We start from the raw sequence: 13,003 nt of genomic DNA, 5'->3' as shown, positions 1-13,003 counted from the left end.
CGCCGATCGCTACCGGTACCAGGAGCCACTGCGCATGTTTCGCCGAGGCCAAGCCGCAGGTCGGCTCGCTGAATCGATGCAGTCGGGATGAAACTTGTCGATCATGCCAGGATGGCGCCGGGCACTGATCCGGACCCCCCTGAACGAGGGGGCAGGGTGGCCGTATACTCTTTGTTCAGCAGGTCCGAGTGGCGGAATGGCAGACGCGCTAGCTTGAGGTGCTAGTGCCCTTAACGGGCGTGGGGGTTCAAGTCCCCCCTCGGACACAAAAATACGGGATATCTCCCGCACCACAGAGCAAGGGGCCCACTACGGTGGGTCCTTTCGTCGTATCCTCCTCCGCGCGGTCAGATACGCTGATCTTGACCGTGCCCTCCCCGCACGACCGTTGCCGGGGAGGTGCGTCATGACCGGCCTCGTCCAGCCGCTGCCACTCCCACCCCGTACCGGTGTGCCTGCTCCGAGCCAGGCGCTGGCCGGATCCCTCGCCCCGCTGCCCATGCCTTCATTGCCGGACCTGTCCGCGGGTGGCGAACGGCGGTTCTCCACCGCGCTACTGGACACTTCGGGCCGGATCCAGGACCGCGGGATCGTCACCGCGCTGGGCTGGAAACCGGGGGACCGGCTGCTAATCACCCAGATCCGTTCGTCGGCTGTGATCTGCCGCCGCGGCGACGGTGTCTTCCGGATGACGAGCAAACCGTATGTCGTGCTGCCCGCCCCGGTCCGGCACGGCTGCGGCGTCCTCGCCGGTAGCCGCGTCCTGCTCGTGGCCGACCTGACCCAGGACGTCCTGGTCGTGCACCCCGAACCCGTGGTGCACGCCATGCTGCGCGACTTCCACGCCATGCTTGCCGCTGGGGAGGCGGACCAATGACCGACACCACGAACCCGGCCGACCTCGAGGCCGCCCGCCTGCTGCTTTCACGTCTGGGCGTCAACCCCGCCGACCTGCTCGACGAGGCACCTGCGGACAACGACACCGCGGACGAGCCGGTCCCGACGATCAGCGAATGGATCCCCGTCGTCGCCGCCCTCGTCTCGCCCAGCACCGCCGCTTCCTACGGCTCCTACTGGAAGAAGGCCGAGGCCGCCTGGCCCGGCCGTCGCATGGACACCATCACCGCCAGCGACATCAAAACCCAAGCCGAGGTCGTCCGCCGCACCGCGAGGCTCCGCCGAAACTCCCGCGGCGGCCGCAACGCGGCGGAGAACTTCATCGCGGCGATGCGCTGCCTCTACAAGCACCTGGTCAACGACCGGCGCATGGACGAACGCGACAACCCCGCCATGCGCGTCACCAAACCCCGCCGCAACCCCTCCACCCGGCGCGGCCTGGCCAACGCCCGGCTGACCGAACTGTCCGACGTCGTCGCCAGCACCGGAAACGACCCGGAACTCGATGCCCTGATCTGCCGCCTGCACGTCGAGACCGCCTGCCGCCGCGGCGGCGCACTGGCCCTGCGGCCCCGCGACCTCGACGAAGCACAATGCCTGATCCTGCTGCGCGAAAAGGGCGAGACTGAGCGTTGGCAGCCCGTCTCGCCGACCCTGATGCGCCATCTGCTCGCCCACGCCAACGAGCGCGGAGACGGCCACCGCAATGGACAGCTGCTGCGCTACGCCGACGGCAAACCCATCACCGACCGCCGCTACGACTACATCTTCAACCGGGTCCAAAATGAACTCGACTGGGCCAAAGCCATGGGCGTCACCGCCCACTGGCTCCGCCACACCACCCTCACCTGGGTCGAACGCCGCTTCGGCATCGGCGTCGCCCGCGCCTACGCCGGCCACGCCGACAGCGGCAGCGACCTGACCACCACCACTTACGTCAAAGCCGACATCACCGAAGTCGCCGCCGCACTGGCTGCTCTCAGCGGAGAACCACACCCAGTCGCACCAGATCCTGCCGCCTGACCAGGCCTGCGGGGTGTTGACGCCGTCGTACAGACGTCAACACCCCGCAGGCTGTGGCCGTGGGCGCCTCGGCGGTCAGAGGAGTGAGCCCGGTTCCGGCTGCAGGGTCGCGTGGTAGGCAACCACCATGTCGTAGAGTCGGCGCTGCGAGTAGATGACCAGGAGTTGATGCTCGACCAGCGCAGCGAGGAGCATCTGCTCGCCCGCGCGTACCCGGCATTGTGACCGGATCTGCGTGGGCAAAACCAGGTTCAACTTCGTCGGCACCCTCCGCTTGGCGCCAGGATCCGCACTCACCACGATCAAACCAGAGCGCACGTCGTAGCGAATTGGTGTGTCGGCAGGCCATCCCAACTGGGAGACGGCAGTCTTCGACGCGACGGCACCCGAGGCATCAACCCGCGTCAAGGCGAACACTGCGACCGAAGAGTCCATCAACGGCTCCAGCGTGGGAACGGGTAGCGGCTCAAGCTTGACGTCTGCCCGGTTCAACGACGGCAGCGCCAGGGTCTCAACGATCCGATCCGCGGGCCGTGCGGCCGCACCTGTGGCCAGGTGATCGGTCGCCAACGGGTTAGCTAAGGAACCCGTTCCGGCCAATCCGTCGAATGTGCTGGATGTGCTGGACACGAAGCCTCCACCTGGTGCACAAGGGGAGGGCTTCCGAACCTTGGAACTCGTCCACTCTCATGATCCTCTGCCGAGACGTGGTCAGCAACCGTATGTCGTCGCCGCACGCGACGGAGTGCGACGCTCCCAGACGGCGTGCTGTGGTGACCACGAGGCGCGCCACCGTTACCGCAGTCGGAAATTGGACAGCTCAGGTCGAAGTCGCATGCCTAGATTCTGCGATGCCCAGGCGCGGCTTCGGCGAGGACATGCTGACCCGACCCGCGCTGTATTGTTGCCAATTCACTGATGAAAGTCGACAGAAGGTTGGAAGCAACGAGTTCTTGAATGACGACGGAACGCCACAGACCTTTGAGATTGAGGCGGCGCCTGGTGTGAAGTCGAGGTTCGCAGGAGCAACCGCTTCTCCAGGGTAGATCGTGACGACGTGCGCGCTCGCAGAAGCGGAGCTGCGGTGGCTGCGGTGCGGTAGATCCTGTACGGATCCCTCGCTGGGCGGGCGTAGTCTGCTTGTTGCGCGGGCGAAAAGGTGAAGTTCGTGATCTTGAACCCCGGCCCGGTCGCCGAGGGGCTCTTTGAGCGGTATCTCGGTGAGCGGGGCTATTCCTGGCGGCGCGAGCCGGCCGACCTTGGCACCAAGAAGCGACCGGACTACCTCGTCGATGCAGACGGCCGGAGTGTGGTGTGCGAAGTCAAGGCACTCAACACCGCCGGCGTTCTTGCGGCAGCCCGCGGCGAGGGCCCGTTCATCGGCGCGAGGAACATGAAAGAGCTGGTGGCGCCCCTGCGCGAGGACATCAAATCGGCTGCCGCCCAGCTAAAGGACTTGCAAGATCGAGATTGGCCACTTGTCGTGGTGCTGTCAAACCCGTTCGGCTTCTTGGTACCCACTGACCCGAAGTCAGTCATGGCCGCGATGTACGGAGACTTCGAGTTGGGCGCCTCGCAGCTCGAGGATGGATCACTAGGCGAGTTCTCGTTGGTGGCGGGACGAAACGGTCGACTAACGACCCACCATGCGTACCTCAGCGCGGTCGCGATGCTTCGTGTTTCGCCGCTTGCCCGCGCCTGGAGTGATCAGTGGATCGCGGAACATCGCGCTCAGTACGAGGACGCCAGCACTCTGACCGCGGCGCTGCTTAGAGCAGCGCGCGTCGATGCACCGCTAGGCGAGGTCCTCAGCCTCGACGTCATCGAGACCGTAAGTCCGACCGCCACACCCCTGCCGCGTGACATCTTCAATGGGCCGGGCGATCGACGCTTCGTGGCCAACGACGAGGGCTCAGGCTTCATCCAACTGAGCGAACCTGGCGGGCGCTGACGGTCCTAATTCGGTCGCGCGTTGCAGCCGACCTGATGTCAACCATGTGTGCCAACTGGTCGGGGTCCGAATCAGCTCACGGGATCCGCTCTGGGCCGACCACCCGGAACGCCCGATAGAGGGCGCGGATGCGCTTCAAGATCATCGAGACCGTCAGCAGCATCTGGATGCCAAGGAACACGATCACCGCCGTCACGCTGGTCGGCAGGGGTTGACTCGTGTCGGTGAACATGGCCAAGCCGCCGAACGTGGCCGTGAGGATCAGGCCAAGCAGCACGGCGTAGGAGATGTTGGCGCGGAGCTCGTCGGTCAGCTGGTTGAGCGTGGCCTGGTGTGCCGGGTCGGTCTTGTCCGCTGCTCGCATCGTCAGGTCGAAGAGCAGCACGAAGACGTTGAAGATCAGCCCGGTCAGGATGGCTACCGCGGCCAGCACCTCGGGGATGTGGCCGGCGTGCGCCCCGCGGACCCAGGCGACCGCCGCCAGGAGGAGCGGCAGACCGACGAACGTCAGGTAGTCCCGGACCCGGGGCTGGCCGGTCTCCGCGTCCCTCAGCGTCCGGAAGTGGTCGCTGACCAGGGCAAAACTGGAGAACTTGCCCCGCGCTCTAGTTGGGCCCCTCCCCACGCGAAACCTCCTGTTGCGGCAGCTCCACGACCGTCGTTCGGCTGGCATCCGACCAGGCGCCAGTCTGCCAGGCAGCACCGACAATCGCGCCGAACGCGCGTGCCACGTCCGGCACCATCTGGCTCACCTCGTCGTAGAAGCGGTCGTCCGTCGGGACGGCGCTGGTCCAGATCTGGTAGACGAACGACGGCATCCGCTCGGCCGAGACCGACAGCGTCGTGGCGCGGTCGCCGACCTCCATCTTGACGTTGACCTCGTCAAAGGCGAGACCGCCGACAGAGAGCAGCTGCTCGCGTGCCTGAGCGTTGCGGCGAAGCTTGTCCGTCAAGCCGCGCGTGAATGCCGGGATGCGCCCCTTGCTGATCTTCATCTCCAGCCGGCCGAGCGGGGCCTCCTTGTCACGGACCTCGAGAAGGTCAGCGAGGTCAGTGGGCAGGCCCTGCCGACGCACCGTGATGGCGCCGATGTGAGCTTCCTCGAGAAACTTGTCGAGAGCGTCCTCGTGAACCACCGCGTCGAAGTCGATGACCAGGCCGGTGTGGGCGGTGAACCCACGCTTGAGCATCGGCATGATCTGGCTGCTGCCGGTCGAGCCGGAGTGCGACTCGAGGGCGAGCATGCCGACCGCCGACTGCGTGGGCGCGACGATCAGCCCGCGGCGCTGGTTGCTTTCGATGTGGCGCTCGGCCCGCCGGAAGACTTGAGCGTCATCACCGGTGGCCGGGTCGATGAAGGTCGAGCTCTGACCGCTCGTGCCCAGGTCGGCTGTGAACCGGACCGAGCGGCCCGCCGGGCTGACAGACCTGACCGTGAGGTGCTTGGTCTTCTCGGCCAGGCGGCGCCCGCAGATTCCGTTCAAGAGGCCGTACAGCGTGACGAGGGCATCGCACCTCGATGCCGGCGTTCCGCTCGTCCCGGCGCTTTCGCCGCGGAGCGTGCCGAGCTTCAGGCGGGTGGTGTTGTCTCCCCGGTTGTGGACGCTGAACGTGTAGAACTTGTAGCCATAGCTCGTCATCCGACCAGGCTCCTTTCGTGGGGCGGCGGCGCAGGGTCCCGCTTCTTTGTTGATCAAGCTGTGCTGATGGTTTGAGATTCTGTGGTGCGCGGCACGTCGCCGTTGCTCTGGAAGGCAGCGTGGGGGATACGGGAAAATCTCGGCGCCCACACCGACCTACGATTCGTCGCGGCCGCGGGTTACGAACAAGGTCCCCACGATGGCGCCAGCCGACCCCAGGACTGCTGGCAGGACTAGTCGAGCGAGTTCGAGCGCGAACTGCTCAGTGATGCCGTGCAGGCTCACCGCCATCACGATGACCAACAGCGTGATGAGGATCAACCCGAAGACGCCGGCCAGCACGCGGTTCTGCATTGACGCCTTGTGAGCGTGACGCCGCACCTCCAGCTCGTCGATGCGGACGATCGGTGCGTCGCTCGGCGGTGGCGTGCGGTGGGACGGTCCGGAGGCCGGGTCGTCGTCGCTCCAGGTTTCGTCAGACTCGCTCACCGGCGCCTGCCGGTCGGGCTCTTCTCCTCCTTGACGAACAGCACGACAACCGGCTCGCGTGGAACCTTGTCGTGCGGTGTCAAGCCAACCCAGGTGTCTTCGTCGAGGTCGTGGCGGGCTTCGGCGGTCTTGAGATGCTCAACTTCAGCTGTTGGCGGGTTGGGGCGCTCGGGGTATGTGGTCATGCGGTCGGGTTACCTGCGTTCCTATCGAAAGGGACACGTTGGCGCGCTGGCGCTCGTCGGGGGCCGAGCGCTGGAGCCCGTAGCCAGGTCCACGCGTAACGGGCACCCTACCTCAGACGACACACAGACGTGTGAAAGGTGTGGGTCATGCGTGGCGCAGACGTGGCTCACTCGTGTGATGATTGCGGCAAGTGGGTGGTGTTCTCGTGGGAAAGATGCTTGAGTATGGTGCGTGAGCCCTAACGTGCAAGCCGTGCCCTGGGAGTGTCGAGTCCCTGTCAGGGCATGTGGTTACGGACGCATCGTGCGACCTAGAACTCCATCGGGAGGGAGCCTAGGTCGACGACCATCAGAAGATCGACAGGCGCCGGGATTTCGGGAGAGGGGCCCGATGCGCCGATCCTGCCGAGGGAGAAAGTATGTCCGCAGCTGCAACCAACGCGCCTCACCAGCGCGGGACGCCAGAGGACAAGAAAAAGACACCGCCGAAGCGCATCAACGTGGCGGTGAATCCTGAAACCATCCAGGCGCTCGAAGCCGTCATCGAGCGCGAGGGTGTCAGCCTCACCGAAGCCGTTCGTCGCCTCATTGGCTACGGCGAGGTTGTGTATGAAGCCGTCAAGCGGGACGGTGCAGAGGTGCTACTGAAGACCGGCGATTCCACCAAGCAGGTCATCATCCTCTGAAAGATCCGCATCAAGTGGCGATCGACTGTCGGCGGAGGGGAGTCGAACGCCGCACATACTTGGCGGCACGGCTGGGAAGGGCTGTGCGGCCGAGCCTGGGGTAGCTACGAGAAGGTCCGGACGTGCGGCGCGTCCGGACCTTCTCGCATCTCGGAACCGGTTCGGCGGAGGCCTGTTCAGTTGTCAAGGATCAAGGTCGAGCGCGCAGACGGGAGCGGCTGGCTAACGAGACCGGTCGGTCACCAACCTCTCAGGAATACGGCTTCCCGCTGCGGCTGGCCTTCCTGTGCCGAGTTGGCTTGACTGCTCTGCATGCTGTACTCGGGCAACCCCGGCCGGTGAGATGGCGCACAGCGGATCGCGGAGATCACGACAGCGACGAATGGAACAAAAAGCCCGACTCCTACGGTCCAACTCATAGCAGTCGCACCGGTCGACGCGAGGAGCGATACAGCCGCGGCCCCGCCGAATAAGAGGATGGTGACCGCCGCAGACCGAGCTGTCGGAGTCCAGCGGTCGAGGTTCCGAAGGGGCGGCGCCACGAGATTTGCGTAGATCGTGCCGCACAGGCTGCGAGGCCGGCAGCGGGGGAGGACGACGGGCGCCTGCGTCCTGTTGTATGGCGCAGCCGCAACGTCTGGTTGTACAGTCACGCTTGTCTTGGGCCTTCCTAGAAGAGACGCTAGCGGGTTCGTTGACATCACGCGGCCTCCTGTTCCAGCAGGGGGCCGCGTTCTCATGACCGGACGTCGCCCGGCCACGTCAATCCTCTCCCGCCTGCAGGCGGGCGTCGTCTACTCAGAGGTGTGTCGCGCTGAGCGAACCACACTCGTCGACCAACGGTCGAGGGACTTCGGCGCTAACGGTGAGTTACCGACGCGTAGGACCGCTTGTCCGACTAAGCGCTCGGCCAAGCGGCGAGTCGGCGCTTCGACATGAACGTCATTCACGTTCGAGCCTTCGCCTCGCGAAGCATCTACCTGGGCATAAGCTACGAATTCCGTAGGTCGACGATCACGAGTCAGTGGATTTGGCGCGGGCATTCGTTTACGTGTCGAAGTGGTTATCGGCGCAAGGTGGCTTCACGGTGAGTCACTCGATCGAGTGGTCGTGCCCCCGGGGGCTTGCGTCGCGAGGGGTATTCGAGTTGATGGTGTCGCTGGCCCGACACGGTCAGGGTTCGAGCCGCCTTGACCTCCTTATAGGTCCTTATAGGTCGCCGAGCGCACCGGTCAGCGTTGGACCCGCCAGCTCGTCGGCAAGGTGCACACGGCCACGCTGCGCCAGATCAACAGCGTCCTGGGCAAGAACTTCATCACGAAGTACGGCACCAAGCAGGGCATCATCGTGCTCGGCCGGGTGGCTCCGTTCGGCGTCGGCGCGGCCACGGTGGCGTCAACGCAACCGTGGCCGCGCTGGCAGTCCGAGCCGCCCCGACGCGCGTTCGGCCCCGCGCTCCCAGCCGTGGCCCGAGACAGAGCCGGATCCCGCGCCTCCGGCTCAGGGCTCTCGGATCGTTGAGCACGGTTGTCTGCGGCCCGCACTGTGACAGGAGCGGATGTTCGCTGATCGCGGACGCCGGGGACATAAGCGATCGACTGAATTCGCGGTAGCGTACGAGTGCTCTCGAGCGGAATGCTGACAGCAGAGTTTGTAGTTGAGGTCCTCTGGTTGTTGAGGGCGAACTGGCGTCGGTCGCGCTGATGCTGTGATCGGAGTCGGAGGATGTCGGCCTTACCTCGGGTGGGGGTGTACGGAGTGGGGGAAGTCGATTTTGTATTGTTTTCCGCTGCAATTTTCTCGATCAAAATAAATGCGTCGCAGTCTGATTCTCCTCCTGCGTAGCGGTGAACCCGTTCGAGGATGCCCAGCTTCAAGGCGACATCTCGTGCCCGGCGGACGGTCTTGGGATCGAGACCTGCGCGCTCGGCCCAAAGTCGCACTGAGATAGAGCCTCGGGTGGTGAGAACTGCGTGCGCGAATGCGTCGAGGGCTGCGCGCAAGCTCGAAACTCGTACGCCCGCAATCACGCCGGTGCGCGTCGCGGTGCTGAATCCACCCTCCAGGTACCTGTCGACGGCGGCTTGAAGCACCGCTCGAACCTGGCGGAGTCGACGGGACGAAGGTTCGATCTGGTTGTCGGTTGCCTGACGTAGTCCGAGGCGCCGCCGTCGCGGCCGGATGTCCGCTGCTTCGCGGATTGCAGGTAACCAACGTCTGCGCCGCCAGGCGGCTCTCCCGATATGTGCCGCTTGCGTGGGGGAAGCCTGGTGGAAGAGGTCCCAGGCCTGCTGCTCGGTGAGGCCATTTTCGGCGGCAATGATCGTGGTGGCGGGTGCCCAGAACCAGCGCCGCCACGCTTTCTCACCGATTTCCCGTGCTTTGGTCTCGGCGAGGTTGGCGAAGGCCCAGGCGTGCGCGGTGGTGTGGCCGGCACGGGCAAGCGCGAGGGCGTGGCCGTACTCACCTTCGGATCTGCTGCGGTCTGAACCACCTCGTCGGCGCGCGGGTCGCGCGGCGCGCCGGGGTCCGGTCTCGATGGGCTGGGACACGTCGGTCGTCTTCAGTGTGCAGCTCAGGATGGGGCTGGGAAGCTCGTGTCGGTGTGGCGAGGAAGTGAGTCGGAGGGTTGAGCGGACGGTGGCGGAGACGTTTTGTCTGGCGGCGACCGTGCGGACGATGAGCTGCAGCTCGTCGTGCAGGCTCGGCGGCGTCTTGATGACGAGGTGGGTGTGGCCGGGCCGGCCGGACTCGCGGCGCAGCCACGGCAGGCCGTAGTGGTCGGCCCAGAGGAGCAGCTGTTCAGCGACAACTTCGCCTGCCTCGGCACTTGCGCCGGTGTCTTCGGGGTCGATGTCGATGGCGAGCAGGGGGTGCCGGAGCGTGCCGACGACCGCGCGTGCCGCACTGTCGGAGTTAAGGGTGGCGACGGCGTCGTCGAGGCGGTGGGTAATCGTGCGGGCGTCGTTGTCGGCGCCGATGACGATAAATGGCGCGCCAAAGAGTGCCTGATCAAGGCGCGATGGGATGTAGGTGTTTGGCATGGGGAGTCCTCGGTGAGCTCGGCGTGCGGACGGCTGATCAGCTCGGCACGTCGGTTGGGGCGCGCCAGGGCCAGCGCAGCGGCGGGGCAAGGATGCTCAGGCCGGGTGGTGCCGTGTCGATGCGGAGGATCGCGGCTGTCCAGGTCATGCCGATCCCGATTCCAAGGAGGACGACGTGGTCGCCGGGGGCGACGGCGCTGCGGGTCAGCAGGTGGGTGAGGCCGATGATCTGGTCGTTGGGTCCGATGTGGCCCCATTGGTCGCCGGCGTGGCAGAGGGTGCGGTCGGCGGTGATGCCGAGCGGTTGCAGGCAGTGGGTGTGGAGCAGGTGTCGGCCGTAGTGCGGCAGGAGCACCCAGCGCAGCTGATCGAGGCTGAGCTCGGCGTCGCGGAGCGTTTCGTCGATGACGGCGCGGACGCCATCGTGGTTGCGGCGGGTGACCGAGGCGGCGCCGACGACATCGGTGTACTGGCGTTTGCGTTCGCGGATCCGTTCGATGCCGAGCTCGGTGGTGCCGGCGGGGGCGAAGCGGTGGTTGCCGCGGTGGAGCTGTTCGAGGGTCGGGTCGATATACGAACTCGTGGCGAGGACGCGGGCGAGGCCGGGGTGGCGGCCGAGGATGAGGGCGGAGCCGCCGTCACCGTAGACGATGCCGTGGTCGGCGGTGAGGTGGTCGAAGGCGGGTGGTCCGAAGGTTTCGCCGCCGGTGAGCAGGACGGTGTCGAGGTCGGGGCTGCCGGCCAGGACACGGGCGGAGATGTCGATGCCGCCGACGAGGCTGTTGCTCATGGCGTTGAGCTCGCTGGCGATTCCGCGGCCGGCGGGCAGGCCGAGACGGCTGCGGACGTAGGCGGCGCGGGACCAGAAATCGATGCCGCGGCTGCCCCGCCAGATCGCGGCGTGAAAGTGCAGGTCGGGCATCGGGAGCGGGCTGGCGGTGGTCATGGCCATGCTGGCGAGGGCGTTGCGGCCGGCACGCACGGCCAGGTCCATGCCGGTGCTGTCGCGGGCGATCGAGACGGCGCGCTGGCTGGTCGCTCCGAGAAGTGTTCGGCCGGACTCGAGGTCGTCGACGGCGACGATGTCGCCGAGTGCGGCGCCGATGCCGCGTAGGTGGAGGTTCTGCCAACGCATGGTTCATCACCGCCCGACTTGAGGTGGGTGTGCCGGGATGTCGGCGTGGTCGGCGGTGATGGCGTCGACCGAGCCGTAGTAGGCCCGCAGGTGGTGGAGCGTGATGCCGGCGCAGGCGGCGATCTCGTCGAGCGTGAGCGGTCCGCCGGGTGGCGGGTCGTCGAGTAGGTCGCGGGTGGTGTCGGTGATCCAGGTGCGCATGATGTCTTCCTGATCGAGCCGGTCGGTGTGGCACGCCAGGTGTTGGGGAGGCGCCGAACGGGTTCGGTCGGCGGGTGGCGTGGTGCTGGTCGGGAGGGTGGGAGATGGTCAGGTGCTGCGGGCGCGGCCGCCGCGCCGGGTGAGGAGCGCCTCGTGGTGGGCGCGGCGCAGGTCGGGGATCTGGTCGCGGGCCGTCTGGTCGAGTTCGGGCACCTGGTGGACGTCGGTGTCGAATCCGGGGTCGGTGCGGAAGACCAGGGCGAGGACGGAGGCGTTGTTGCTGAGGTTGACCACGGCGTAGGGCAGCGTCGCGGGGATGTAGATGATGTCCCCGGCGCGGGGGTGGAAGGGCTGCATGGCGTTGCCGGAGAGGACGGCGACGTGGCCGCTGATGATCGCGATCGCGGTCTCGGTGGTGTCGTGGCGTTGCGGGGCGAGGGTGGTGGCGCCGGGCAGGTGCATCCGGCCGCCCGACAGGGCGCGGGTGGGAACGGTCCCCGTGCGCAGGATGGGGGTGAGCGTTTCGTCTTCGCCGGCCAGATGCCCAGCCTCAGACGTGATCTGCGTGGTCGTGGTGTCCATGTCGACGGGTCCTTCCCTGTCGGAGTCAGCGGGCCGGGGTGTCGGTGGTGTGGCGGGCGAGCGTGTAGGCGAGCGCGGCGTTGGCGACGGCGTCGGGAACGAGTCGGCGGCCGTGGCCGCAGGCTGCGGCGACCGCGAGGACGGGCCGGTCCAGTTCGGTCTCGACCAGCCCGAGCGCGGCGCGGGAGTCCTCGGGATGGGTTTCGTCGACGAGTCCGGCGATGACGTCGATGTCGCGGCGCAGGTGCCGCAGCGCCCGGTAGAACCGTGGGTCCGTCGGCGGGGCGTCGGTGCCGGTGCACATTGGGATGTGCGCGGCCGGCATCGGGATCCGCAGTCGCTGCAGCTGCTTGTGCAGCGCATTGAGGAACTGCACCGCGGGCACGAGGTCGGTCAGGGCGAACAGGGGTTGGTGGCCGAGGTCGCCGTAGCAGAGGTGGATCCGCCATGTCGCCTCGCGTGGGCCATCGGCGAAGACGCGCGCGACCTGCTTGGCCAGCGCGCGCACGGCGGCCGGCCACAACGGCCGCGGGGTGCGATCGAGCGTCGCCAGGACGGCGGGGGTTTCGAGCTGGAAGACGACCTGGTGGCCGTGCTGGCCGTGGATGGTGTGGACGTCGTCGAGCACGGCCTGGCGGAACACCGGCAGGTGCGTGACGGCGGCGCCGGGGCTGCCGAAGGTGAACAGTGACAGGTCGTAGGGGTTGGGAATCGACACTTGGTGTGGCGGGAAGTCGCGGTCGTCGTGCAGCTGGACGCGGGCGGCCATGACAGCATCGGTATGCGCGGCGCGGCCGAGGGACAGATCCTCGGATTCGAGCCAGTGGCCGTGCTTGAGGCGGTAGGTCGGCATGTCGTCGTAGTCGGCCAACGCGCCGGTCCGGACGGGTTCGAGGGCGTCGATCGCGGCGAGGCCTTCGAGCCAGTCGATGATCCACCGCGGGTCCGGGTCGCACGGCAGCCCGGTCAACGGTGTGTCGGAGCTGTGGTCGAGGAACCACTGCATCGTCGCGCGGTGGTCCCCGGTCAGGACGGCGGGCAGCGAGCCGACGAAGTGCACGGCCCGGACATCCTCGGATGACGCGGCGTCGGTGCGGTTGCGGCTGGTGTCGCTGAAAACGAGCGTGGACATGGGTTTCTCCCCTGGTAGGCGAGTCGGATGGGTTGTGT

At 66.7% G+C, this 13,003-nt stretch carries 14 protein-coding genes and 1 tRNA gene; 5 read left to right on the top strand and 10 right to left on the bottom strand.

Translation table 11 applies throughout. The features are described from left to right. Window positions 1-182 precede the first annotated feature (182 nt). The 3 genes from AB0M82_RS01805 (at window position 183) to AB0M82_RS01795 (ending at window position 1,920) form a co-directional block, all read left to right on the top strand. Window positions 183-266, top strand: a tRNA-Leu gene (locus AB0M82_RS01805). Between the two features lie 140 nt (window positions 267-406). After that, entirely contained in the window at window positions 407-877 is a 471-nt protein-coding gene (locus AB0M82_RS01800; RefSeq protein WP_364716582.1) for a hypothetical protein, read from the top strand. Then, window positions 874-1,920, top strand: coding sequence for a site-specific integrase (locus tag AB0M82_RS01795; RefSeq protein ID WP_364716579.1), 1,047 nt, complete (start codon window positions 874-876; stop codon window positions 1,918-1,920). Before AB0M82_RS01800 ends, AB0M82_RS01795 begins: the two co-directional genes overlap by 4 nt. A 75-nt stretch (window positions 1,921-1,995) precedes the next feature. On the opposite strand, the gene AB0M82_RS01790 is transcribed toward AB0M82_RS01795, so the two are convergent. Beyond that, on the bottom strand, window positions 1,996-2,550 hold the full coding sequence (locus AB0M82_RS01790; RefSeq protein WP_364716578.1) for a hypothetical protein: 555 nt from the start codon (window positions 2,548-2,550) through the stop codon (window positions 1,996-1,998). Window positions 2,551-3,079: 529 nt separating this feature from the next. Between AB0M82_RS01790 and AB0M82_RS01785 the strand changes: the two genes are divergently transcribed. Then, complete coding sequence (locus AB0M82_RS01785) at window positions 3,080-3,871, top strand: hypothetical protein (protein WP_364716576.1); 792 nt, start codon at window positions 3,080-3,082, stop codon at window positions 3,869-3,871. Window positions 3,872-3,947: 76 nt separating this feature from the next. Here AB0M82_RS01785 and AB0M82_RS01780 read toward each other — a convergent pair whose 3' ends face one another. From AB0M82_RS01780 to AB0M82_RS01765, 4 genes are all read right to left on the bottom strand, one after another. After that, entirely contained in the window at window positions 3,948-4,496 is a 549-nt protein-coding gene (locus tag AB0M82_RS01780; RefSeq protein ID WP_364716573.1) for a hypothetical protein, read from the bottom strand. Then, on the bottom strand, window positions 4,477-5,511 hold the full coding sequence (locus AB0M82_RS01775) for a hypothetical protein (protein ID WP_364716570.1): 1,035 nt from the start codon (window positions 5,509-5,511) through the stop codon (window positions 4,477-4,479). The genes AB0M82_RS01780 and AB0M82_RS01775 overlap by 20 nt, the downstream gene beginning before the upstream one ends. Window positions 5,512-5,667: 156 nt before the next feature. After that, window positions 5,668-6,000 (bottom strand): hypothetical protein, encoded by a 333-nt coding sequence (locus tag AB0M82_RS01770; protein WP_364716568.1) that lies wholly within the window; start codon window positions 5,998-6,000, stop codon window positions 5,668-5,670. After that, window positions 5,997-6,185 (bottom strand): hypothetical protein, encoded by a 189-nt coding sequence (locus AB0M82_RS01765; protein WP_364716566.1) that lies wholly within the window; start codon window positions 6,183-6,185, stop codon window positions 5,997-5,999. The genes AB0M82_RS01770 and AB0M82_RS01765 overlap by 4 nt, the downstream gene beginning before the upstream one ends. Window positions 6,186-6,604: 419 nt before the next feature. Between AB0M82_RS01765 and AB0M82_RS01760 the strand changes: the two genes are divergently transcribed. Continuing rightward, on the top strand, window positions 6,605-6,871 hold the full coding sequence (locus AB0M82_RS01760) for a hypothetical protein (protein ID WP_364716564.1): 267 nt from the start codon (window positions 6,605-6,607) through the stop codon (window positions 6,869-6,871). A gap of 1,232 nt (window positions 6,872-8,103) precedes the next feature. Here the strand turns inward: AB0M82_RS01760 and AB0M82_RS01755 are convergent. The 5 genes from AB0M82_RS01755 to AB0M82_RS01735 form a co-directional block, all read right to left on the bottom strand. Next, window positions 8,104-9,915, bottom strand: coding sequence for a hypothetical protein (locus tag AB0M82_RS01755; protein WP_364716562.1), 1,812 nt, complete (start codon window positions 9,913-9,915; stop codon window positions 8,104-8,106). Window positions 9,916-9,952: 37 nt separating this feature from the next. Next, on the bottom strand, window positions 9,953-11,050 hold the full coding sequence (locus AB0M82_RS01750) for a 3-oxoacyl-[acyl-carrier-protein] synthase III C-terminal domain-containing protein (RefSeq protein ID WP_364716559.1): 1,098 nt from the start codon (window positions 11,048-11,050) through the stop codon (window positions 9,953-9,955). Window positions 11,051-11,056: 6 nt separating this feature from the next. After that, a complete protein-coding gene (locus AB0M82_RS01745; RefSeq protein ID WP_364716556.1) occupies window positions 11,057-11,251 on the bottom strand; it encodes a hypothetical protein in 195 nt (64 codons plus the stop codon). 108 nt (window positions 11,252-11,359) lie between these two features. Beyond that, window positions 11,360-11,833 carry a cupin domain-containing protein gene (locus tag AB0M82_RS01740; RefSeq protein ID WP_364716553.1) on the bottom strand — a complete coding sequence of 158 codons (474 nt, stop codon included), beginning with the start codon at window positions 11,831-11,833 and terminating at the stop codon, window positions 11,360-11,362. A 25-nt stretch (window positions 11,834-11,858) separates the two neighbouring features. Further along, the gene (locus tag AB0M82_RS01735; RefSeq protein ID WP_364716550.1) at window positions 11,859-12,965 is read right to left on the bottom strand and encodes a hypothetical protein; all 1,107 of its coding nucleotides are present in this window, start codon (window positions 12,963-12,965) and stop codon (window positions 11,859-11,861) included. Between the last annotated feature and the right edge of the window lie 38 nt (window positions 12,966-13,003).

It is taken from the genome of Amycolatopsis sp. NPDC051128 (assembly GCF_040682715.1).
GTDB lineage: Bacteria > Actinomycetota > Actinomycetes > Mycobacteriales > Pseudonocardiaceae > Amycolatopsis.
The sequence above is the reverse complement of the archived record's forward strand: the minus strand, read 5'-3'. Positions and strand labels throughout refer to the sequence as shown.

Bases quoted from the DNA above. Each gene is read 5' to 3' on its own strand.
- AB0M82_RS01775 (WP_364716570.1), bottom strand. From the start codon at position 5,511: ATGACGAGCTATGGCTACAAGTTCTACACGTTCAGCGTCCACAACCGG.
- AB0M82_RS01795 (WP_364716579.1), top strand. From the start codon at position 874: ATGACCGACACCACGAACCCGGCCGACCTCGAGGCCGCCCGCCTGCTG.
- AB0M82_RS01755 (WP_364716562.1), bottom strand. From the start codon at position 9,915: ATGCCAAACACCTACATCCCATCGCGCCTTGATCAGGCACTCTTTGGC.
- AB0M82_RS01765 (WP_364716566.1), bottom strand. From the start codon at position 6,185: ATGACCACATACCCCGAGCGCCCCAACCCGCCAACAGCTGAAGTTGAG.
- AB0M82_RS01760 (WP_364716564.1), top strand. From the start codon at position 6,605: ATGTCCGCAGCTGCAACCAACGCGCCTCACCAGCGCGGGACGCCAGAG.
- AB0M82_RS01750 (WP_364716559.1), bottom strand. From the start codon at position 11,050: ATGCGTTGGCAGAACCTCCACCTACGCGGCATCGGCGCCGCACTCGGC.
- AB0M82_RS01745 (WP_364716556.1), bottom strand. From the start codon at position 11,251: ATGCGCACCTGGATCACCGACACCACCCGCGACCTACTCGACGACCCG.
- AB0M82_RS01800 (WP_364716582.1), top strand. From the start codon at position 407: ATGACCGGCCTCGTCCAGCCGCTGCCACTCCCACCCCGTACCGGTGTG.
- AB0M82_RS01740 (WP_364716553.1), bottom strand. From the start codon at position 11,833: ATGGACACCACGACCACGCAGATCACGTCTGAGGCTGGGCATCTGGCC.
- AB0M82_RS01735 (WP_364716550.1), bottom strand. From the start codon at position 12,965: ATGTCCACGCTCGTTTTCAGCGACACCAGCCGCAACCGCACCGACGCC.